Annotated in this window: 17 protein-coding genes; 12 read left to right on the top strand and 5 right to left on the bottom strand. The window is 58.9% G+C overall.

Features of this window, described 5'->3' with window-relative positions:
• Positions 1-6: 6 nt before the first annotated feature.
• The 6 genes from Mal65_RS13470 (at position 7) to Mal65_RS13445 (ending at position 7,304) form a co-directional block, all read left to right on the top strand.
• Positions 7-861 (top strand): glycosyltransferase, encoded by an 855-nt coding sequence (locus Mal65_RS13470; protein WP_165701255.1) that lies wholly within the window; start codon positions 7-9, stop codon positions 859-861.
• Positions 851-2,038 (top strand): glycosyltransferase family 4 protein, encoded by a 1,188-nt coding sequence (locus Mal65_RS13465; protein ID WP_145298427.1) that lies wholly within the window; start codon positions 851-853, stop codon positions 2,036-2,038. The genes Mal65_RS13470 and Mal65_RS13465 overlap by 11 nt, the downstream gene beginning before the upstream one ends.
• 176 nt (positions 2,039-2,214) lie before the next feature.
• Positions 2,215-2,937: an FkbM family methyltransferase gene (locus Mal65_RS13460; protein ID WP_231131132.1), complete on the top strand. Its 723-nt coding sequence runs from the start codon at positions 2,215-2,217 to the stop codon at positions 2,935-2,937.
• A 26-nt stretch (positions 2,938-2,963) separates the two neighbouring features.
• Positions 2,964-3,752, top strand: a complete 789-nt coding sequence (locus tag Mal65_RS13455) for a glycosyltransferase family 2 protein (protein ID WP_145298421.1) — start codon at positions 2,964-2,966, stop codon at positions 3,750-3,752.
• Between the two features lie 171 nt (positions 3,753-3,923).
• A complete protein-coding gene (locus tag Mal65_RS13450) occupies positions 3,924-5,258 on the top strand; it encodes a nucleotide sugar dehydrogenase (RefSeq protein WP_145298418.1) in 1,335 nt (444 codons plus the stop codon).
• Positions 5,259-6,290: 1,032 nt separating this feature from the next.
• Positions 6,291-7,304, top strand: a complete 1,014-nt coding sequence (locus Mal65_RS13445) for an NAD-dependent epimerase/dehydratase family protein (protein ID WP_145298415.1) — start codon at positions 6,291-6,293, stop codon at positions 7,302-7,304.
• Between the two features lie 156 nt (positions 7,305-7,460).
• Here the strand turns inward: Mal65_RS13445 and Mal65_RS13440 are convergent, their stop codons facing one another.
• The gene (locus tag Mal65_RS13440) at positions 7,461-8,918 is read right to left on the bottom strand and encodes a PQQ-binding-like beta-propeller repeat protein (protein ID WP_165701253.1); all 1,458 of its coding nucleotides are present in this window, start codon (positions 8,916-8,918) and stop codon (positions 7,461-7,463) included.
• A gap of 342 nt (positions 8,919-9,260) precedes the next feature.
• Between Mal65_RS13440 and Mal65_RS13435 the strand changes: the two genes are divergently transcribed.
• From Mal65_RS13435 to Mal65_RS27495, 4 genes are all read left to right on the top strand, one after another.
• Positions 9,261-10,418, top strand: coding sequence for an aldose epimerase family protein (locus Mal65_RS13435; RefSeq protein WP_145298410.1), 1,158 nt, complete (start codon positions 9,261-9,263; stop codon positions 10,416-10,418).
• A gap of 57 nt (positions 10,419-10,475) precedes the next feature.
• The gene (locus Mal65_RS13430; RefSeq protein ID WP_145298408.1) at positions 10,476-13,442 is read left to right on the top strand and encodes a CRTAC1 family protein; all 2,967 of its coding nucleotides are present in this window, start codon (positions 10,476-10,478) and stop codon (positions 13,440-13,442) included.
• Positions 13,443-13,577: 135 nt separating this feature from the next.
• The gene (dapA, locus tag Mal65_RS13425) at positions 13,578-14,483 is read left to right on the top strand and encodes a 4-hydroxy-tetrahydrodipicolinate synthase (RefSeq protein WP_145298405.1); all 906 of its coding nucleotides are present in this window, start codon (positions 13,578-13,580) and stop codon (positions 14,481-14,483) included.
• A gap of 279 nt (positions 14,484-14,762) precedes the next feature.
• A complete protein-coding gene (locus Mal65_RS27495; protein ID WP_145304899.1) occupies positions 14,763-15,173 on the top strand; it encodes an endonuclease domain-containing protein in 411 nt (136 codons plus the stop codon).
• A 244-nt stretch (positions 15,174-15,417) separates the two neighbouring features.
• On the opposite strand, the gene cysK is transcribed toward Mal65_RS27495, so the two are convergent.
• The 4 genes from cysK to Mal65_RS13400 all read right to left on the bottom strand — a co-directional run bounded on the left by cysK (position 15,418) and on the right by Mal65_RS13400 (position 21,924).
• Positions 15,418-16,359, bottom strand: a complete 942-nt coding sequence (gene cysK / locus Mal65_RS13415; protein ID WP_145298402.1) for a cysteine synthase A — start codon at positions 16,357-16,359, stop codon at positions 15,418-15,420.
• Positions 16,360-16,769: 410 nt separating this feature from the next.
• The gene (locus Mal65_RS13410) at positions 16,770-17,780 is read right to left on the bottom strand and encodes a 2-oxoacid:ferredoxin oxidoreductase subunit beta (RefSeq protein ID WP_145304898.1); all 1,011 of its coding nucleotides are present in this window, start codon (positions 17,778-17,780) and stop codon (positions 16,770-16,772) included.
• Positions 17,781-17,928: 148 nt separating this feature from the next.
• The gene (locus Mal65_RS13405) at positions 17,929-19,854 is read right to left on the bottom strand and encodes a 2-oxoacid:acceptor oxidoreductase subunit alpha (protein ID WP_145298399.1); all 1,926 of its coding nucleotides are present in this window, start codon (positions 19,852-19,854) and stop codon (positions 17,929-17,931) included.
• A gap of 849 nt (positions 19,855-20,703) precedes the next feature.
• Positions 20,704-21,924 carry a glycosyltransferase gene (locus tag Mal65_RS13400; RefSeq protein WP_145298396.1) on the bottom strand — a complete coding sequence of 407 codons (1,221 nt, stop codon included), beginning with the start codon at positions 21,922-21,924 and terminating at the stop codon, positions 20,704-20,706.
• A gap of 206 nt (positions 21,925-22,130) precedes the next feature.
• Between Mal65_RS13400 and Mal65_RS13395 the strand changes: the two genes are divergently transcribed.
• Entirely contained in the window at positions 22,131-22,610 is a 480-nt protein-coding gene (locus Mal65_RS13395; RefSeq protein WP_145298394.1) for a hypothetical protein, read from the top strand.
• 110 nt (positions 22,611-22,720) lie between these two features.
• Entirely contained in the window at positions 22,721-22,951 is a 231-nt protein-coding gene (locus tag Mal65_RS13390; RefSeq protein ID WP_145298391.1) for an FmdB family zinc ribbon protein, read from the top strand.
• Positions 22,952-23,012: the final 61 nt, after the last annotated feature.

Genomic DNA, 23,012 nt, shown 5'->3' with positions numbered 1-23,012 from the left:
CCAAAGATGGATCAACCTGACTTTCCTGTACTCACGATCGCAACGATTTCATTCAACCAGGCTGAATTCCTCGAGCAGGCCATTGTTTCTGCATTGGAAGCCATTCCAGATGGTAAAACCGTTGACTATATCGTTTTGGACGGCGGGTCCACCGATGGGTCCGTCGATATAATCCGTCGCTATAGTGATCGATTATACCACTGGGACTCTAAGCCCGACGGCGGGCCGGCAGCGGCGCTGAAGGAAGCTGTCGAAAGGTCTCGAGCTCCTTGGTTCTACTACTTGAACGCCGATGATCTCGTTTCAAGGAAAGGATTCCGTTTGGCCTTTGATCGAATTTCCAGAGACGTCAATACCGACGTGTACTATGCCAACGGATACACGTTGAACGAAGCCACTGGTAGAGTCTGTCGCCGCGTTAGCGACACGTGGCATCTATCTAGCTATGCACGTGGCACGTGCTCGATTATTCAACAATCAACGTTTATTCGCCGAAGTACACTAATTGAATCCGGCAACTTCAATCCTGAAAATCGCTCTTGCTGGGACGGAGAAGCGATCTTTGAAATTGCGAGAAACGGCGGCCGATTTTGCCGACTCCCATTTCCCGTTGGAGTATTCCGCATCCACGAAAACTCTATCACCGGATCGCAGCAAATAGTCGATCGCTACATTAGCGATCGCCGGAAGATTGCTAGACGCATTGACCAAAACTACCTTCACCCAAGTGGCCATTCAATTTTGGCATACCTAGCTACAAGGCTCAAGCAGCCGAGTGATGCTATTCGTCGGCTTAACGCCTCCATTGCAGATCTCATCAAGCCCGTTCATTTGCAAGAGATCCTAAACGATGTCAACTAAGTCTCGCCCCTGTCTTGTCACGTCACAATTCGATAGACAGCTTGGCGGGGCGGCGAACACAATTGACAAATTTCGAAATGCACTGAATGCTGCGGTGCTGTCCTATGGGGGGGAAGAGGACTCAGATTACCCCGCCGACTATCGTGTTCCCATCCCAAAGGGGATTATGGGAAGAGCTTTCGGAATGCCTCGAGCATGTGATAGGCACTTGCCAACGGAAAATTTCAACCTGGTTTCGAGCCACCTCCTTTATCGATATCACTGTGAAGCTGCCTACCAAATCCACCGAAAGCAAAAGGCGCCGTTGTGGATCGTGCCTCACGGTGGTCTCGATCCATATGTATTCTCGTACCGACGAGCACAAAAAGCGTCATGGCTGAAATATGTTGCTTCTCGATACTTTCGATCTGCCAGCCGCGTTATCTTTGCAACCCGTGCGGAAAAGAATAAGGCGCTGAACTATGTTGCAGTTGACAAGACGGCGGTAATCAACTGGCCTGTTAGCCCAATCGAACTGTCTGATGCTCAAATCCGACGGAAGGCATTCCGTCGATCCCTTGGGATTTCAGATTCATCGCATGCCATGCTTTATTTGGGGCGAGTTTCACCAATGAAGCGGCCAGAAGAGACCATAGCTGCATTCGCGGCAGCCAAGAGGAACCAAGAAGCTGATCTTATTATCGTCGGTAACGAGTCGGGCATTACACTTTCTGATTTACATGCTTCGATACCTCCTTCTGTGAAAGATCACGTGCACATCGTAGGCCCACTATGGGGCCGTGACCGGGACAACGCTTTTCTTGGTTGCGATTCGTACATTACACTTTCGTTTCGCGAAAATTTCGGACATACCGTCGCCGAGGCGCTTTCCGCTGAATTGCCGATTGTTTCTGCGCCAGGTATCGACCTGCTTGGTGAGTTGCCGGCGAATCCGTTTGGTATTTATCTGAAATCAGATGATTTTGACGAAGCGGTTGCGGGGATTGAGGCAATGCTCGACATGGCCTACCGAGATCGCAAGCAGATCGGATCTGACGCGTCTGCTTGGGTCCGAACACATCTGACAGCTGAACGCTTTCGATCCCAGCTTTTGGACATTTATCGTCAAGATATATCATCCCCAGAATCAGCAACCTACCTTGGGCAGCGATCTGCGGCCGAGGGGACGTCTATATGACACACAAACACGGCATCTCAAACTTGTTGCGGAATGTCCTCGGACATCCCTTGAATCGTGATCGGAAAATGCACGCTGCATGGACCGTGATCGCTTGGCAATTAAGCCAGCGTCTATTTCCTTCCCCATCTATAGTTCCATTTACATCCAAAACACGACTGGTTGTATCGAAGGGCATGACCGGTGCGACGGGCAATATATATTGCGGTCTCTATGAGTTTGCAGACATGGCATTCCTATTGCATTTTTTGAGACCTGAAGATTTCTTCCTAGACATTGGGGCAAACGTCGGTGTGTACACTGTGCTGGCATCTGCACACGTCGGCGCAAGTTCGATGTGCTTCGAACCAGTTCCGGACACCCTAAAGCAGTTGCGCGACAATATTTCCACGAATGGAATCGAGCAACTCGTCGAGGTTGCTCCATATGCATTAGGCGAGTCCAATGGAAGCGTGGCATTCTCGAATGAAGAGCTCGACACCGTAAATCATATCGTCTACGATCAATCCGAGAATGCGAATGCCTTAATGATTGAAATCCGAACGCTGGATGGCCTGGAGTTGGCCCAGCAGCCAGATCTTATCAAAATGGATGTTGAGGGATTTGAATCTGCAGTGATAGCGGGTGGTGGATTCACGCTAAAGAGCGACCGCTTGGCCGCGATACTTGTGGAGCTAAACGGAAGCGGCGAACGTTATGGTTTTTCAGACACCGACACTCACAATAAGCTTTTGGACATCGGATTTCATCCGTGCTCGTACGATCCATTTGAGCGCAGTTTGACGCGGCTTGAGAATCGCTCTGGTTCAGTGAACACGCTTTATGTACGCGACTTCAATCGCGTTTCAGAGCGTCTATCCTCCGCTAGCCCAGTGCATCTACCATTTTGCACGGTGTGACTTAATTCTAACCTGCAGATTTTCCTGTGCGTCCACCTGTTAAGTTTGAGTGCATTACGGCGGTTTTCAACCGGGCGTTGACAGTCACTGATTGCCTGAATTCTATTGCGGAACAGACGCTGGAGTTTTCGATGTCGCTTGTCGTAGACGGTATGTCGACCGATGGCACGGAGGCGGTGATCGCTGAGCTTCGAGGTCCCACGACAACGGTGATCCGTGAGCCGGATGATGGGATCTACGATGCGTTGAATAAGGGGATTCGACATTCGACCGGGGATGTGATCGGGTTTTTGCATGCTGATGACATGCTGGCCGATGCGGATTGTCTGGCGGCTGTTGCCAAGGCCTTTGAGGATCCCGATGTCGATGCGGTGTTTGGGGATCTGGTGTATGTGGATTCCGTGGATACCAACCGAATCATTCGGTATTGGCGGGAGAAACCTTTCGATCGGCGGCGATTCCGAACCGGTTGGATGCCGCCGCATCCGACGGTCTATATTCGACGCGAGATCTATGAACGCTATGGTGGGTTTCGCGACGACCTGAGAACGTCCGCCGACTATGAGCTGATGGTGCGTCTTTTCTACAAACATCAGGTGCGGCTAAAGCACATCCCGAAAATCCTGGTCAAGATGCGGATGGGTGGTCAAAGCAACGCGTCTTGGTCCAACCGAAGATTGGCAAATCGTGAAGATCGCATGGCTTGGATCGTGAACGACCTGAAGCCTCCGTCCTTCCTGCGTTTGACCAAGCCGATGCGGAAACTGCCGCAATACTGGCTTCGCCCAAGCGAACCGCTGCCAAAGTTTCCGTGAAGCCGAAGTTCAGAATTGGTCAACCTTCCTCAGGCACTCCTCTAGTCAACGTCGTGAGAAGCCTATCTTCGGAATCCTAGGCAACCGCATGGCATGTTCGAAGGCTCGCGCCGGTTCGAACGACTGAACAGAGGATTTCCGACGATGGGCATCAACACGTTATCGCAGCCAATGAGTGCATCTGAACTTCTTCGCGAACGTATCGCTGATGGGACGGCGAAGGTGGGGGTGGTTGGTCTGGGGTATGTGGGCCTGCCGCTGATCAGCGCGTTTACCAATGCGGGATTCCAGTGCATCGGGTTCGATGTGGACCAGAGGAAGGTGGACGCTCTGCTGAAGGGCGAAAGCTATATCAAACACATCGCCGACAAGACGATCGGTGAGTGGATCGAGAAGAAAATGCTGGATCCGACCGCCGATATGAGCCGGCTGGCCGAGGCGGATGTGGTGCTGATCTGTGTTCCCACGCCACTGTCGGATACTCGCGATCCCGACCTGAAGTACGTGACCAGCACCACCGAGGCGATCGCAAAGGTGCTGCGTCCCGGGCAAATGGTCATCTTGGAAAGCACCACTTACCCGACCACCACGCGGGATGTGATGGTGCCGATCCTTGAAAAGAACGCCGGCGGTCTGAAGATCGGCGAAGACTTCTTCGTCGCCTACAGCCCCGAACGCGAAGACCCGGGCAACGCGAACTACACCGCCGCCGGTATCCCCAAGGTGGTCGGTGGCGTGGATGAGGCGTCCACGAAACTGGCGTGCGATCTGTATTCCAAAGCGATCGTGCAGGTCGTCCCGGTGTCATCGGCCGAGGTCGCCGAGGCGTGCAAGATTCTGGAGAACACGTATCGCAGTGTGAACATCGCGTTGGTCAACGAGCTGAAAACGTTGTACGACCGCATGGGCATCGACGTTTGGGAAGTGATCGATGCGGCGAAGACGAAGCCGTTCGGCTTCCAAGCGTTCTACCCCGGACCGGGCCTGGGCGGTCACTGCATCCCGATCGATCCGTTCTATCTGTCGTGGCTGGCCCGTCGCGAAGGCATGGCAACTCGGTTCATCGAACTTGCCGGTGAAGTCAACACGAACATGCCGCACTACGTGATCACTCGCGTGGCCGAGGCGTTGAATGACGCCGGCAAACCGATCAAAGGCAGCCGCATTTTGATCTTGGGGATGGCGTACAAGAAGGACGTCGATGATTCGCGGGAAAGCCCGTCGTTTGAGTTGATGGACTTGTTGCTCGATCGCGGTGCGGACGTCTGTTACAACGATCCTTATATCCCCGAACTGCCGCCGAAGCGTCGTTACCAGGACTTGCCGTCGCTGTCGAGCGTGCCGCTGAGTAGTGAGTATTTGCGGGCGATGGACTGTGTTCTGATCGCGACCGACCACAGCGATTACGACTATGACTTCATCGTGAAGCACTCGCCGTTGGTCGTGGATACTCGCAATGCGACGAAGGATGTTGCCGAGGGTCGGGAAAAGATCCGGAAGGCTTAGGGGTTCGGGGTGACAGGTGGGGCAGGTCGCGGGTTTGCGGGGTGACGGGGGTGCGCGGGAGAGGACGCTGCTTTCGCGGGAGCGAAAGGCCACGATGTGAGCCGCTGGGCGCTATCCGCGGGTTCGGCTTGTCGGCGCGGCGCAGCCCTCGCTTAGGCTCGCCCCTCCCAGGGGGATGGTGAAGGGGATGGGCCCGGCCGCTCACGCGTCACGGCTCACTTGGTGGGTGATGGATGTTGGAATTCACCCGCCTGCTCTGCGGGAGGGTCGGAATCGAGGAACGAGATTTCGGGGAGGGTGCTTGGGTGTGGGGCGGACGCTACTTTCGCGGGAGCGAAAGGCGGCTTAGTGAGCCGCGATGGCGCTATCCGCGGGTTCGGCTTGTCGGCGCGGCGCAGCCCTCGCTTAGGCTCGACCCTCCCAGGGGGATGGTGAAGGGGATGGTCCCGGTCGCTGACGCGTCACGGCTCACGTGGTGGGTGAAGGATGATGCAATTCACCCTCCTGCTTTGCGGGAGGGTCGGAATTGAGGGACGAGATTTCGGGGAGGGTGCTTGGGTGTGGGGCGGACGCTACTTTCGCGGGAGCGAAAGGCCACGATGTGAGCCGCTGGGCGCTATCCGCGGGTTCGGTTTGTCGATGCGGCGCAGCCCTCCCCTCGCTTAGGCTCGACCCTCCCGGAGGGAGGGTGAAGGGTGCTGGCCCGGTCGCTGACGCGTCACGGCTCACGTGGTGGGTGATGGATGTTGGAATTCACCCGCCTGCTCTGCCGGAGGGTCGGAATCGAGGAACGAGATTCCGGGGAGGGTGTTCGGGTTTGCGGCGGACGCTACTTTCGCGGGAGCGAAAGGCGACGATGTGAACCGCTGGGCGCTAGCCGCGGGTTCGGTTTGTCGATGCGGCGCAGCCCTCCCCTCGCTTAGGCTCGACCCTCCCAGGGGGATGGTGAAGGGGATGGGCCCGGCCGCTCACGCGTCACGGCTCACGTGGTGGGTGGGTGCTGGTTGGGCCGGGGGCACTTAGAATGGCGGGATGAACGAATCATCTCAGCCAGCCGACGCGGACTTTTCGGCACTCTGTGATTGGCGTGATCTGCACGCCGACGCTTTCGACGGCACCCGGTGTTTGATCACCGGAGGTGCCGGTTTCATTGGGTCACATCTGGCCCACGCTCTTGTCACCCTGGGCGCCGAAGTTGTCTTGCTGGACGACTTGTCGGGCGGATCTCGTGACAACGTGCCGCCGGGATGCAGGTTGGTCGAAGGCTGCATTCGCGACCACGACGCGGTGGCGTTGGCGATGGACCGCGCGGAGTTGGTCTTTCACTTGGCGGCACTGGGCAGCGTTCCTCGGTCGATCACGATGCCCGCGGTTTATACCGACATCAACATCGGCGGGACCATGCGGGTGCTGGAGGTCGCCAGACAGAGCGGCGTGCGGCGACTGGTCCTGGCCAGCAGCAGCAGCGTTTACGGCGAGACGCCCGAGTTGCCCAAGCATGAATCGATGCCGATGTTGGCCTTGTCGCCCTATGCGGCCAGCAAGATCGCGTGTGAAGCGTTGGTGCGGTCTTACGCCAAGTGTTACGACATCGACACCGCTTGTTTGCGATTCTTCAACGTGTTCGGACCACGCCAGAACGCCAATTCGGCGTACGCCGCCGTGATCGCCGCGTTCGGCAAAGCGCTTGCCGAAGGGAAATCACCGATCGTCTATGACGACGGCGAACAGTCGCGTGACTTCACGTACGTGGAGAACGTCGTCCACGCGAACTTGTTGGCGGCTCGATCGTCGCGGCCGATCGACGGTGCCGCGGTCAACGTGGCTTGTGGTCGTCGCGTGACGGTCAACGAGTTAGCGAAGCGAATGATGCAGTCGTTCGGTCACGGTGATTTGTCGATCGATTATCGCCCGGCGCGAACCGGTGATATTCGGCATTCGTTGGCGTCGTTGGATCGAGCGTCGGAGTTGTTGGGGTATGAACCGGTCGTCGATTTCGAAGCGGGGTTGGACGCGACGGTGCGGTGGATGCGATCGGACGTGTAGGAGGTTGGTGATTGGGGCAGGTCCCGAGGCCTGACGGCCGGCGGCTCACGGGACGGTTTGGCGGGTGAGCCGTGAGGCACCGGGAATGGAGATGGGGCAGTGGAAGGGAACAAGGGCCCGAGGCCTGACGGCCGGCGGCTCACGGGGGCGGGGAAGTCAGCGAGCGAAGGCGATGAAGCGGCTGAAGGTGGAGATGTACAGCGTGCCGGCGGAGGCGACGGGGCTGCCGTACAAACCGGTTTCAAATTGCATTTCGCTGATCAGTTTCTTTTGTCGACCGGCTTCAAAAACAAACATCGATCCTCGCTTGTTCCCCACGTAGACTTTCCCGTCGGCGACCAGTGCGGTCGACCAGAATTCTGCTTTTGTCGGGTGTTTCCAAACGGTTGCACCGGAGTCAGCATCCAGGCAATAAAACGTGCGGCCAAAGTCCCCGATGTAGACCAAGCCCTCGTGGATGGTCGGGGATGCACTGCAGTGACGCCCCAAAGGAAATCGCCACAACAAGTTTGTCGTCGTGACGTCGCCGGTGCCCGACAAATCGATGCACTGGAGTGAGGCTTCGTTCTTGCCCCACCAGATGTCGCCACCGCTACTGACGAACAACCGCTGGCCCACGACCACCGGCTGACTCATCACGTTCGTCGGACTTTCGTGTCGATTGCCGACGAAGTCGTGAACGTGTTCCTTGGGCGAACCTGGGTCCAGATCAAACTGCCAGACTTTGCGAAGCGTTCGCTCGCGATCGGGTTTCGCGTCAGACGGCAAAGGTTCGAAGCCGTAACAGATTCCATTGCCGCCGCAAAAGATAATACGATCGCGGCCGTCGACATTGGCGACCACGGGCGACGACCAATTGCAATGAAAGATCTCGTTGCCGATTCCCAAACCATCGGTCGCCAACAGCCCACCGGTGTGTCGATCCAGAACGATCAGGCTGGGCGCGTCGGGCTGGGGGATATGACTGTGCTTCGGATCGACGCCGTTGGCCGTGTTCAGGTACAGGTGATCGCCATGGGCCAGGATGATGCTGTGGGCGGCGTCGTGGTGATGCACGTCCAGCTGCTCGGTCATCGAAAAACGCCAAAGGATGTCGGCGTCATGAGGCTCCAGCGTCAACGGCGAATCGCTGCCGGCGATGATGAACGCGACTTCATCGACAAACGGGCCATCGTTTCCGTCGGCCAAGCCGTTGATGTCCAGGCACAACACCTCCGCTCGGTTGCTGACCACATAGACATGGTCACCCACGACGGTCGGCGCGGAACAGATCCCGCCGAGATGCCAATCCAGGTACTTCTTGTCCGTCAACTTCGGCACGGTCAGCTGCCAGATCAATTCGCCGGACGCTTCATCCAAGCACAACAGCGTTCCGCGGATTCCTGTGAAGCGATCGTCCATCGGCGCACTGTTATTGCCACCGATGATGACCTTGCCGTCGACGATCACCGGCGTGCCGTAAGACGAATTTCCCATATCGATCGACCACCGCAAATTTCCTGCGGCGGTGGGATCCAAGTGATCGGGAAGACCGGTTTCGCCGGAGACCAAGTTGTGGGTCCGCGCGTCGCCCCATTGCGGTTGATCGGCCGTCAGCGAGTGGAAACTGATCATGGCCAGACAGCATCCGAGGATCACGATGGGTGCTCCGGGGCGGCCTGCCGCGCACCGTTGACGTTTGATGCGGGACCGTTGGATGGTCGCGATGCTTTGGCGGAGCCTACGACAACGCACGAAATAGCCGGGAAGATTCATGGCGGGTGGTTCAGCTTTGCTGGGTGGGATGGCTCGTCGCCAGACGCTTGTGCAGCGTGAACCGTCAGTTTAGCCGACGCGCTGTGTTGGGATGCGGTTTGACATCAAGCAAGTCGGACGCTGTTTCGCGGGCTTTGGTACGATGTGCGGATCGATCAGCCGCCCTGCCCCACCGCCTTTCCCCGCCATGGGGAGCGATCCATGACCCAAATTTCTCCGTTCGCTGTGACGGTCATCCAGCGGCCCACTGCGATACTCGCTTTCGCAACCATCGTTTTCGCCACCGGAACCGCTGCATGGGACGCAGAACAGGCTGGGGCCGCCGATCAGGCATCGTCCGGATCTAAGGTGGTAACGGTAAGGGCCGAGAAGTTTGGCCAGATGCCTGATGGAACCGTGGTGAAGCGATTCACGATCGACAACGGTGTGAACGTCCGTGCGAGTGTGATGAGTTTGGGGGCCACGCTGCAGAACGTCGAAACCATCGACCGTGAAGGCCAGTGGGCCAGCATCACGCTGCATCGTGAGACGCTGGACGAGTACTTGGCCGGTCATCCGCTTTTGGGCAGTGTGGTCGGACGCTACGCCAATCGGATCTCCGGTGCAACGTTTCGCATTGACGGCGAAACGTACGATCTGACAAAGAACGCGGGAAAGCACCACATTCACGGCGGCGGCAAGACGGGCTTTCAAAACCAAGTGTGGGCCGCGGAGCCATTCACGAAACCCGATCAAGCGGGGGTGCGATTGCGGTTGACCAGCCCTGATGGCGAAGCGGGCTATCCCGGAACTCTGAGTGTCACGATGACTTACGCGGTGACAACCGAAGGGCGGCTGATCATGGATTACCGGGCGACCACTGACGCGGCGACGGTGGTGAATCTGACCAATCACGCTTACTGGAACTTGGCCGGTGCGGACACCAAGTCCACAGTCGCGGATCACGTCGTCACGTTGCAGGCGGATCGATACCTGGTGGGTGACGACAAGAAGGTTCCGACCGGCGAGATTCGGTCCGTCGATGGCGGGCCGATGGATTTTCGCCAGCCGCGTGCGGTGGGTTCGCGGCAGAGTGAAACCGATTACGGAATTTATGACCACTGTTATGTCATCCGGGACTGGGATGGCAGTTTGCGAACGTGCGCCAGTGTTCACGATCCATCGTCGGGGCGCACGATGCGGGTCCAAACCACACAGCCCGGCGTCCAGCTTTACACGGGCAATCCGCAAGGGCTGTGCTTGGAAACGCAACACTTTCCCGATTCGCCCAACCGGCCCGAGTTTCCGTCGACATTGCTGCGTCCCGGACAGACGTTTCGCGAAACCACTGTGCACACGTTTGGTGTCCGCGACGATTGAGTTCAACCTTGGTGGTGGACGCATTTCGGGAACGGCAGGATGCGATAAATTGTTCACATGAACAGAAAGCAAATTCGAATTGCCTCGGCGACCCTGTTTTCGGCGTTGATCTTGTTGGCCGGCACGACCGGGTGTGATCGGCAAACGGAAACGCCAGAGACGACCGAACGAAGGCCGGAGAGTTTTCGGACGAAGTATCGCGCGTTGATCCGTTCGGGAAACTTGGCGGCGGCCGACGAATTGGTCGTCGCGGAAATGGTTCGTCGTCCGGACGACGTGGACGTGCTGCGACTGGCGGCGGAATTATCGGCCGAGCGTGGTCAGTGGGACGAAGCAGCCCAACGATACCAAGCCTTCATCGAATCCGGCGCGACGGTCGACGATAAGATTCGCCAGCAATGGTTCGACGCGCGATGTGCCGCCGGCGACGTGATGCAGTGCATTGCGGAACTGCAACAAGAATCGAAACCGACCGAGTTTCAGCGGCGGCAATTGAGTCGTCTGGCTGCGATCGTCGGCGATGTCTGGCTTTCACAGCAAGCGATGTTGGACTTGCTCAGCGATCGGCGGATCGACCCGCTGGAGGCTGCTCTGTTGACTTGTTTTCGTCAACCACGCGAAAGCAACGAAGACTTCATCAAGGCGGCACTTGACAAGCACCCAACAGATCAGCGGCCGTCGATGGCACTGGCCGTCCGGCAATGGCTGGCCCAAGACCGTGCATCGGCAATCGAAATCTTGGAACCGATCGTCCAACAGCATGCCGACTATCGACCGGCAATCGGGTTGCTGGGTTTTCTGTACGCCGATTCCGCGGATTTCCAGTCGCTTCGAGAGTTGCTTCAGGAGTTTTCGCCCGACAGCATCGATCGCGCGGAGTATTGGTACGCCTTTGGGGTGGCCAAACAACAGGCGGGGGCCAACGAAGCGGCGATCGGAGCGTTCGCCAAGTCCGTCGACGATCCGTTTTTGGGGATGCTGGCGTCTGGACGCATGGCGACCGTTTTGGCGGCGGCGGGAAAACTGGATTCGGCAAAGGCGTTCACGGCAGACGATGCCACCTACAAGCAACTGTGCATGGCCCAGGGGACGTTTCTGAACAGCGGCCAGCAATCTCAGAAGGCATGTTTAGAGATCGCGGAATTATTGGCGACGCTGGGACGCGAACGTGAAGTCCAGTTTTGGACTCGGCTGGCGTCATCGCGAACCAGCGAGCCGGTGGATGATCTGACTGCACAGACACGATCGATCAACCGCGCGGCTCGAACCTCCGAGCGCAACAACCTTTTGGCGTCACTTCGCCAGCAGTATCCAGTCGTTGCATCGGAGCTGGAAGCCACTGGCCCCAGCGACGTCGCGGACACGGCATCGGGCCGAATTCCCAGTGTCGACTTCGAACAATTGACGCCGGTTCGGTTGATCGACGAAGCGAAACAACGCGGGCTGGAGTTCACGTTCAACCACGGCGAACGCGATGGATCGCTGGGACGATGGATTCTGCACATCACCGGCGGTGGCGTCGCGGCACGCGATTTTGATCGGGACGGATGGCCGGACATCTTGATGACGCAAGCCGGCAGCGATCCACGTTCCGGCGGCGCGACGGAGACCGCCGGAACCTCCGATGCATTGTTTTGGAACCATGATGGAACGTTCTCGCGAGCGCCCGACTGGGCCATCGATTCACGGGGATACGGCCAGGGCGTGGCGGCCGGTGACGTCAACGGCGACGGGTTTGATGACTTGTTCATCGCGACGGTGGATCGAAACCGGCTGTGGATCAACCGCGGGGATGGCACGTTTCGTGACGCGACCGAACAAGCCCAGATGACCAGCCGCCAATGGTCGTGCAGCGTGGCGATGGCTGATTTGAACGGCGATGGGCTGAGCGATTTGATCGAAACGAATTACACCGAAAAGCCGGCATCGTTGGATTTGCCTTGCTATGACGACGATGGCGAACTGACCGCTTGCATGCCGTTGGCATTCGGTCCGACGCCGGACTATCTGTGGCTGTCCAACGGCGACGGGACCTTTCGCAACGACGGCGACTGGGACGAACCGTCACGACAAGGCCGCGGACTGGGTGTTTTGGTGGCCGACGTCGATGCCAGCGGCGAACTGGACGTGTTGGTGGCCAACGACCAATCGGCCAACCATCTGTGGCAACGTCGTGACGATCGCTGGGTGGACATGGGCACGTTGCGAGGGCTGGCCGTCGGTTCAGTCGGTCGACCACAGGGGTGCATGGGCATCGCGTGGGGTGACCCGGATGACGATGGCGACATGGACCTGATGGTTACGAACTATACCAACGAGCACAACAATTTTTTCGTCCAGCAATCCGCCGGACACTTCATCGATCGGGCGGCGATGAGTGGCATGACCGATATCTCGTTGGTCATGCTGGGGTTTGGCGTCGCATTGACCGACTTGGACGTCGACGGTCGCGATGAAGTCTTCATCGCCAACGGCCTTGTGAACAAGAACACGGACCCGGGATTGCCGTTCAAGCAGCCGGCCCAGGTGTTGCGAACGTCGGGCATCCGGTTGTGGGACGATCTGCGAACCGAAGGCACCTATTTGGAAGAACCCCATGTCGGCCGCGCGATCGGACTGGCGGATTTCAATCGCGATGGCCTGACCGACATCGCGATCACGCACTTGGGTGAACCTGCGGGGCTGTTGATCAATCACAGTGATGTGGAAACGTCGGACCGCTGGATCGCTTTCGATTTGGTCGCCAACAACAGTGATCGCGACGCCGTTGGTTCGACGGTCACGGTGAAAACGAATTTGCGTGATCGCGTCATCCAGCGGGTCGCCGGATACGGTTACCAGTCGACGCACGACCGAGTTTTGAAGACCACGCTGGCGTCGGGGGAGAAGATCGAATCGGTTCAGGTCCGCTGGCGCGGTGGCGGGACGGATGACTTGGGGCCGCTTGCGACCGGAAGCGTCTGGCAGCTTCGCCAGGGCGAATCGGATCCGATTTTGCTGGGCGGATTGCCGGGCGGGCAATAGTCCGGCGGGACACCTTGGGGGACTTTTCACGGGGGCGGCTTTTCTGGATCGCCCGGCACCGATTGACCCTACAGAATCCGTGGCGGTTCCGGTAAGTTGATGCCAAAATTCAAGACTCCGACATTGAAAGCAAAGATGACGACACGCAAAGGTTCGGATTTCGCTGGCTTATCGGTCGCCATTGTGACGCCGTTCCGTGACGGCGAAGTCGACTATGGACGCCTTCGCGAACAGGTCGAATTTCAGATCGCCGCCGGCATCACTTGTCTGGTCCCCGCCGGTACGACCGGCGAGAGCCCGACGCTGTCGCACGATGAGCACGAGAAGGTGATCGGCGAGGTGATCCAAATCGCTGCCGGTCGCTGCAAAGTGATGGCGGGAACGGGCAGCAACAGTACTGCGGAGGCGTTGCGTTTGACCAAACGTGCGGCGGCCGAAGGTGCCGACGCGACGCTGCAGGTCGCCCCATATTACAACAAGCCGACGCAGGAAGGTTTTTACCAGCACTTCAAGGCGGTGGCCGAAGCCGTTGATATTCCGGTGTGCGTCTACAACATTCCCGGGCGTACGGGAAAGAATATCGAAGTCGACACGATTGCGCGGCTGAGCGATGTTCCGGGAATCACGATGGTCAAGGAAGCGACCGGTTCGCTGGACCAGTGCACCGCGGTTTTGGGGTCGACCGACCTGACGGTGTTGTCGGGCGACGATTCGCTGACGTTGCCGATGATCAGTGTGGGTGCAGAAGGTGTGATCAGCGTGGCGGGCAATATCGTCCCGGGCGAGATGATCGAATTGGTCCAAGCGGCCGTGGCCGGTGATTTGGCGACGGCCCAGCGACTGCATCACCGTTTGTATTCGCTGTGCAGCAACATGCTGGGACTGGCGACCAACCCGATTCCGGTCAAAGCGGCGATGGCGATGCTGGGGCGTGACAGCGGTGAATTGCGATTGCCGATGACGCCGCTGGACGATGCCGGCAAGGAGAAGCTGGCGGCGACGTTAAACGCGTTTGGTATTTCCGCCGCGGCGGTTTCCTGAACGTTGGGTTTGACACGTCGGAACAGGTTGCGAGCTGTTATTCGGAGCCCCGGGGTGTCAGAACAGCCTCCCTCCCCTCGGTTAGGCTCGACCCTCCCCTGGGTGGGGGAGGTGAATTCGTGTGGTCCCGGCCGCTAACGCGTCGCGGCTCACGTCGTGGTGAGGGTGTGAAGGACGGTTTGATTTCACCCTCCTGCTTTGCGGGAGGGTCGCGAAGTGAGCTCCAGCGAACTCACGCGGGGAGGGTGTGCGGTGGCGAGATAGACGAGCGAACAGCGTCTGATCGATCACGCACGTCGGCGCAGAAGTGATGCGACCACCTCCGAGGGTCTGCTGTGGAGTTTGCACCGTGGCAAGCAGTTGTGCGGACCGAAGTTCCAACGCGAGCACCCGGTTGGCTCGTATATCGCGGACTTCGCCTGTGTCACCGAGCAACTCGTCGTTGAGATCGACGGCGGGTATCACGATGAGAATGCCGAAGCCGACTTGCAACGGCAGGAAGCTATCGAACGTTTGGGTTGGCGGATCATTCGGTTCACCGACCAAGAGGTCGAACAAGACGCTGAGGCTGTTTGTCGTGCGCTCGCGAGTTTCTTGGGGATCCCGTACGACTTTCAAGAGAGGTCGCGGAATGGATCCGGGTTTCGCAGCGTTCATGCGTCGCCGGTGAAAAGACGTAGGGAGGGATGATGCGCCCCTCCCCTCGCTTAGGCTCGACCCTCCCGGGGGGAGGGTTAAGGTTGTAAGTCCCGGTTGCTGACGCGTCGCGGCTCACGTGGGAGGGTGTGAAGGACGGTTTGATTTCACCCTCCGGCTCTGCGGGAGGGTCGCGAAGTGAGCTCCAGCGAACTCACGCGGGGAGGGAGGGTGAAGGGGCTGGGGGCCCGGCCGCTGACGCGTCACGGCTCACATGGAGGGAGGGCAAAGGTGGCGACTATAGCCCCAGGTCGCCGAACAGCGGTGTGCTGAGATAGCGTTCGCCTAGGCTGCACATGATCGTGACGATTCGCTTGCCTTTCATTTCCGGTCGAGCGGCCAATTGGGCGGCAGCACACATGTTGGCACCGCTGCTGATCCCCGCCACGATCCCCTCTTCCTTGGCCAGCTTGCGGCCCCAAGCGAACGCGTCTTCGTCGTCGACTTGGATCACGTCATCAATGATTGCGGTGTCCAAATTCTTGGGGATAAAGCCGGCACCGATGCCTTGAATGCGGTGTTTTCCGGGCGACCCGCCGCTGATGACCGGCGAATGCTTCGGTTCCACCGCAATGGCTTTGAAGTCCGGATTTTGTGACTTCAGGTATCGCGCGACCCCGGTGATGGTTCCGCCGGTGCCGACGCCGGCGACGATCGCGTCGATGTTGTGATCGCTGTCTTCCCAGATCTCCGGCCCCGTGGTCGCTTCGTGGATCGCGGGGTTGGCGGGGTTTTCGAACTGTTGCGGCATGAAGGCGTTGGCCGTTTGCGTGACCAGTTCATGAGCTTTCTCGATCGCGCCGCCCATGCCGTCGGCGGCCGGCGTCAAAACCAGGTTCGCGCCCATCGCCCGCAACAGGGCTCGCCGTTCGACGGACATTGATTCCGGCATGGTCAGCGTCAACTTGTACCCTTTGGCGGCACAGACGAACGCCAAGGCGATGCCGGTGTTGCCGCTGGTCGGTTCGATGACGTGGGTTTCCGACGTGATGCTGCCGTCTTTTTCGCCGGCTTCGATCATCGCGACGCCGATCCGGTCTTTGACACTGTTCAGCGGCTGGAAGAATTCGCACTTCGCGAACACCGTCGCATGGTCGTCGGGGACCAGACGGTTGATGCGGATCATCGGGGTGTCACCGATCGCCTTGGCGACGTTGTCAAACGTGTGATTTCGCGGCATGGGGTAAGCCTCTGCGATGCTGGGTGAATGCGATGTCAATGTGCGATGAATGGGTGCGACCGCCGCGCCGCGACGTGAACGCCATGATGCGGGTACCGACAAGCAGATCTGGATGAAACCGAATCCGATTCCGCATTTCGGCCCGAAAGAGCGTCATGATACGAATTTTCAGCCGCGCGTACGGCGGGGGACACCGTCACAAAAGTGATGGCGGCATGATTCGTCGGAGACATCGGCGGTGACTTCATCCGTGAAGTGCCCGTGAATGTTCAAAAGAAAGCCGAACGCGCTCTGGACCGGTGCCCACCGGGCGATTGCCGAAGCGTCATGCCAGGGCAAGCGGACGGTGACAAGCGGACGGAGGTCCAGGAATCACCACCACCGGGGTGTCGATCGCTTGGCAAACGCGATCAGGCGACTTTCCAGGTGTCGCCCGAATGGAACAGGGTGTTCAAATCGCCTTCGCCCTTTTCCCGCTTCGCCGTGGTGACTTGGTCGTTGATCTGATCATTGTAGGTGGCAACCCCGTCGACCTGACGCAAGATCCCGAACGGTTCGGGCATCACCGGGTAACGCATGCGAGCCAGCATCATCTGGATCGACGGATCCGGGTTGTGGGCGTCGTGAATCAGCAGATCATCGGCGGGCACGTCCGCGGTGTCGACGACTTCCAGATGGTTGCCGGTCAGACGGATCCCCTTGTCACGGTTTTCGCCGAAGATCATCGGCTTGCCGTGTTCCAGTTCGATGATGTTGTTTGGACGCTGTTTCTTTTCCTGGGCGTAGGCCATCGCGCCGTCGTTGAAGACGTTGCAGTTCTGGTACACCTCCACCAGCGACGTGCCTTTGTGCTGGGACGCGGCCATCAGCATGTCGCCGAGGTGTTTGACGTGGGCGTCCATACTGCGCGCGACGAAGGTGGCTTCGGCGGCCAAGGCGATCGACAACGGGCTAAGAGGGTGATCGATCGATCCCATCGGGGTGCTCTTGGTGATCTGGCCTTCGGCGCTGGTCGGGCTGTATTGGCCCTTGGTCAATCCATAGATCCGGTTGTTGAACAACACGATGTTGATGTCCAAGTTCCGGCGGATCGCATGGATGAAGTGGTTGCCACCAATGGACAGCGAATCGCCGTCACCGGTGATGACCCAAACCATCAGATCCGGACGCGTTGACTTCAATCCGGTGGCAAACCCGGGGGCACGTCCGTGAATGCTGTGCATCCCGTACGTGTTCATGTAGTACGGAAAACGGCTGCTGCAGCCGATGCCGCTGATGAAGACGATCTTTTCACGCGGCACGCCGACGTTTGGCAAGACTTTTTTCATCTGGGCCAAGATCGAATAGTCGCCACAACCGGGGCACCAGCGGACGTCTTGATCGGAGGCGAAGTCGGTTGCTTTCAGAACGGGCAAAGACATGAGTGGCTCGGTCTTGCAGGAGAACGTTGAAATGTCGGGGTGGCAGCGAAGTGACGAAAGGGCAGATTGATTGGCGGGGGCGTCCAACGCATGCTCCGGTGCAAAGGCTTGATGCACTCGGCCATTGGACTCGCCCAACGCCAAAGTCTTATCCAGCTTTGCTCTTTCGAGCTGGTGCGGCGTGCGATCGGATCGCATCGTCCAGTTCGCCGACGGTAAACGGCTTGCCTTTGATCTTGTTGATGCCGATGCAGTCAACAAGGAATTCGCTGCGTAACAACATCCGCAGCTGTCCGGCGTTCAATTCCGGCACGATGACCTTGCGGAACGATTTCAACAGCGTGCCGATGTTGCGTGGCATCGGGTTCAGGTAACGCAGGTGCGCGTGGCTGACGTCATGTCCGTCCATCCGAGCACGGCTGACGGCGGTGTGACAGGCACCGTAAGTCCCGCCCCAAGAAACGACCAACACATCACCGCTGGTTTCGCCCAGCACGTCCTGCTCGGGGATCCGGTCGGCAATCCGAGCGACCTTTTCCGCCCGGGTTTGGACCATGTGTTGGTGGTTGTCCGGGTCATAGCTGACGTTGCCCGTGCGGTCTTCCTTTTCCAGACCGCCGATGCGGTGCATCAATCCGTCGGTTCCGGGAACGGCCCAAGGTCGCGACAGGTTTTCATTCCGCTCATAGGGCAAGAACGGTTCTTCGCCCGAAGTGGCCGGCGGATGCTGGATCGTGATCTTGGGCAACGAATCCATTTCCGGAATCTTCCACGGCTCGCTGCCGTTGGCGATGTAACCATCGGACAACAACATGACTGGGGTCATTGTTTCGGCGGCGATTCGCCAAGCTTCGATGGCCATGTCGAAACAGTCCGCGGGCGAACGTGGTGCCAACACCGGCATCGGGGCTTCGCCGTTGCGGCCGAACATCGCTTGCAGCAAGTCGCTCTGTTCGGTCTTCGTGGGCAGTCCCGTGCTGGGTCCGCCGCGCTGGACGTTGATCACGATCATGGGCATTTCCATCATCACGCCCAAGCCCATTGCTTCGCCCTTGAGTGCGATTCCCGGTCCGCTGCTGGCGGTGACGGCCATTTCGCCGCCGAACGCCGCACCGATGGTGGCACAGATCGCGGCGATCTCGTCTTCCGCTTGGAAGGTTCGCACGCCAAAGTTCTTGTGCTTGGTCAGTTCGTGCAGAATGTCGGATGCGGGCGTGATCGGGTAAGTGCCGTAAAACAGGTCTTTGCCCGAGATCTTCGACGCCGCGATCAGCCCCCAAGCCAACGCCTGGTTGCCCATGATGTTGCGATAGGTGCCCGGCTGCAGTTCCGCGGCTTCGACGGCATACGATTCACCGAACGCTTCGGTCGTTTCGCCGTAAGCCCATCCCGCACGCAGCGCCGCTTCGTTGGCCGCAACCACGTCGGGCTTTTTGTAAAACTTTTCTTGGATGAACCGCAGCGTGGGTTCCAAGGACCGGCCGAACAGCCAGTACACCAATCCCATCGCGAAGAAGTTCTTGCAACGGTCGGCGTTCTTCGCGCTCAAACCGTGTTCTTCGACCGCGGCCCGAGTCAGCTTGGTCATCGGAACCTTCACCAATCGATACGACTGGTTGATGATGTCCGATTCCAGCGGGTCCGATTCGACCTTGGCCAGCTTGAATTCTTTGTCGTTAAACCCGTCTTCGTTGGCGATCAAGATGCCGCCTTTGCGAAGATCGCCCAGGTTGGTGACCAACGCGGCCGGGTTCATCACGACCAAGGCGTCCAGCGTGTCGCCGGGTGTGAAGATTTCTTCCGAAGCGAACTGCAACTGGAACCCAGAAACGCCGGCGCGAGTTCCACGCGGGGCGCGGATCTCCGCCGGGAAATCGGGGAATGTCGCGACGTCGTTACCGGCCAGTGCGCTGGTGTTGGTCAGTTGGGTGCCCAACAACTGCATCCCATCGCCACTATCGCCGGCCAAACGAACCGTGATCCCGGTAACCGAACGCACCGATTTCGCGGCGTTGTCGGAAACTTCGGTGCCGGAAACGTTGTTGGCCAGGGGACCGGGTTGGGATGCCGTCATGGAAAAACCGTGCAAAGGCTTGAGTGATCAAATTAACAGCCGGCAATGAGGTTGCCGCGGTCAATGACGCGACAATTTTGCATCCGCCAGCGGGTTGTGGCGGTTGTGCCCTTCGTTCGAATCGGGCCGGCCGTGTGGGATGTATCGATCATTCCGGATCGGATACTTGTTAAAAATTCTATAATTCGGACCGGGCACGGCTAGTTCAGGATCACGGGAAGGTCGGATTTTCCACGCTCTTTACCCGATTTGCCAACTTTACGAGCCCGCTTCGATCTGCCGCAGCGTGGCAAATCGTCAAATTTGACGCAAGAGGCTGCTGAGAACGATTCTCAACAGAAAGAGATCGAAGTCGGGGATGATGATGCATTGCTTGCACCCTCCTGCTCTGCGGGAGGGTCGGAATCGAGGAACGAGATTCCGGGGAGGGTGAGCGGGTGTGGGGCGGACGCTGCTTTCGCGGGAGCGAAAGGCGACGATGTGAGCCGCTGGGCGCTAGCCGCGGGTTCGGTTTGTCGATGCGGCGCAGCCCTCCCCTCGCGTAGGCTCGACCCTCCCAGGGGGATGGTGAAGGTTGTAGGTCCCGGCCGCTGACGCGTCACGGCTCACGTGGGCGGGTGAGGAATGACGGTTTGAATTCACCCTCCTGCTTTGCGGGAGGGTCGGGATCGAGGAGCGAGATTCCGGGGAGGGTGTGCGGGAGAGGGCGTTCCTCCCCTCGCTAAGGCTCGACCCGCCCGGAGGGCGGGTGAAGGGGATGGGCCCGGCCGCTGACGCGTCACGGCTCACGTGGCGGATTGGGGAAGGATGTAGCGGCTTCACATCCTGCCCAGTGAGTGGTCCCGGAAGCTACTTCACGCATCGCCTGAGGACGGCATCGAATCGGTCGACCAAGGTGTCCCACCGGAAGTTTTGGCGGACGTCATCGCGAGCACGTTCGGCGACGGCGGTCGTGACGTGAACTGGGCGGATGGCGAATGCGGTGATTCCACCGGCGATGCCGGCGACGGTGTTTTCTACCAGCCAGCCGTTTTCACCATCGCGAATGATTTCTCGCGGGCCGCTGGGACAATCGACCGATACGCAAGGCACCCCCACAGACATCGCTTCCAACAACGCCGACGGAAATCCTTCGTAGCGACTGGGCAACACAAAAAAATCACACCCGGCGTACATCGGCCAGATCGGGCGGCACCAACCAGGCAACTGCACCGCCGCGTCGACACCCGAATGTTTGGCTTGCTCGATCAGCGCGTCCCGCTGGGATCCTTCGCCGACGATCCGCAACGACATCGCTTGATCGGTGTCACGACAGGCCATCGCAAACGCCTGGATCAATCGATCGAACCCCTTCTCCGTTTCCAGACGACCGACGGCCAAGATCCGGATTTCAGAATCTTCACGCGACCGCTGGCATTCTGCGCGAAGTGGACCGGCATCGTTCGGGGCCGCCACGGCCGAAGGGATCACGTCGATCGGGCGGCCGGTCATCTGGCGCAGCGTCGCGGCTTGGCCTTCGGTCTGCGCGACCACAGCGGCGGCACGACGATAGGTCGCGTTTCGAAGCCGATCGCCGACCGTTCCCAATGATTGCATCGCGGGATCGCTGCGTTCGGCAACGACGACGGGAATCCCCAGCCCCTTGGTCGCCAACAGCACTTTGACGTTGTTGGAATCACAGAACGAAAGCACCACGTCGGGCTCTGAATGCACGATGGCTTGGCGAATGGCCTTCAATCGGCTGAACGCTGCGGCGGCGCGGCGGAAGATGCCGGGCGGCGGTTCATGTTCGGCCATCACATTCAGATCAACTCGGGCAACGTTCGGGGCGACATCGTGCCGATCGTCATCGCCGCTGCCCAAGGTGATCAGGGTGACCTGATGACGCGCCGCCAGCTTTGACGCCAGCGTGGCCATGACGCGTTCGGCACCGCCACCGGCCAGCGAGTGAATGAAGCACGTGACGCGCAGCGAAGCCCCCACCGACGCGGGCTGTGACGCGTCGGAATCGGATCGGGCAAGCGGATCGGATGCATTTCCATCCAAATCGGCGGCTGAACGATCAGGCAAAGCGGGCTTCTCCGGTTAAGTCCAAATCCTCGGAATCTGTGGGCACTTTCAATTGAAGCGGTGCGGTGGGGCAATTAGCGTGGAACCTGTGCGTGGGGTGCCGTTCTGGCTTGACTTTGATGAAACCGTTCGGTCGCACGATGGTCGTCGCGATCGAATCAACAGTGATCCGCCCCCCTTTGAGGAACTTACGGAGTCCGATTCAGATGAGACGATTATTAGTTGCCGCGATTTTGACGGTCATGACGGTTGGTATGGCCGCCGACCGCGCCGAGGCGAACCAGCCTTATCCGTACGGATTCGGATTCCAACCGTTCGGATTTTATCAGCCTTACGGCGTTCGCTATCGTTCCCGCACGCCCACGCCGCCCTATTTCGCGCTGAATCCGCCGGTCTATTACGGTGCTCGGTATTCGCGACCTTATGGGATCAGCCCTTTCGCCGCCTATCCGACCGCCGCGGCACCATCGGGTTACCAGGGCCGATTGCGGACCGATTTTTATGAAGGTCCCCAGGGTTACATGAACTATCACAAAACCTTGAACCCGACCGCCAACCCGTGCATCCACGTGTCCGGTCGAGCGGATGAGCTGACGTCCAGCGTCGCCAAGGGACCGATTCGCACCAATCCGTTCGTCACCGATGCGGCGGCCAAGCCGGAAGATGACCAACTGGTGGCGAAGTAGTCGTCGCAGGATTTACACCAGACCTCTTCCCATCGCCCGCCGGTGCGTAAAATGCGTTTGGCCCGACGTTCGATCGGTGCCAGTCCATTTTGTCCGGAGAATGAACGCCCATGCCTTTGTATGAATACGAATGCAAGACGTGTGAAAAGACGGTGGAGGTCTTGGTCCGAAACGAAACCGAAAAGCCGGAATGCCCCGGTTGTGGTGACCATGACTTGGAAAAACTGATCAGCGTTCCGGCGTCGCCCGCGGTGAAATCCGCCGGCGGCAGCAGCCTGCCGATGGCGGGCGACTGTGGCGCGCCGGGTGGCTGTTGCGGTGGCGGTGCCTGCGGAATCTGATTCAGCCAAAACAAAATGCCGTTGCGAACACTCAAGGGTGATTCGCGACGGCATTCTTTTT

Origin of the sequence: Crateriforma conspicua, assembly GCF_007752935.1 — a bacterium.
In the GTDB taxonomy this organism is placed as follows: Bacteria; Planctomycetota; Planctomycetia; order Pirellulales; family Pirellulaceae; genus Crateriforma; species Crateriforma conspicua.
This window is presented reverse-complemented; position numbering and strand designations above follow the sequence as displayed.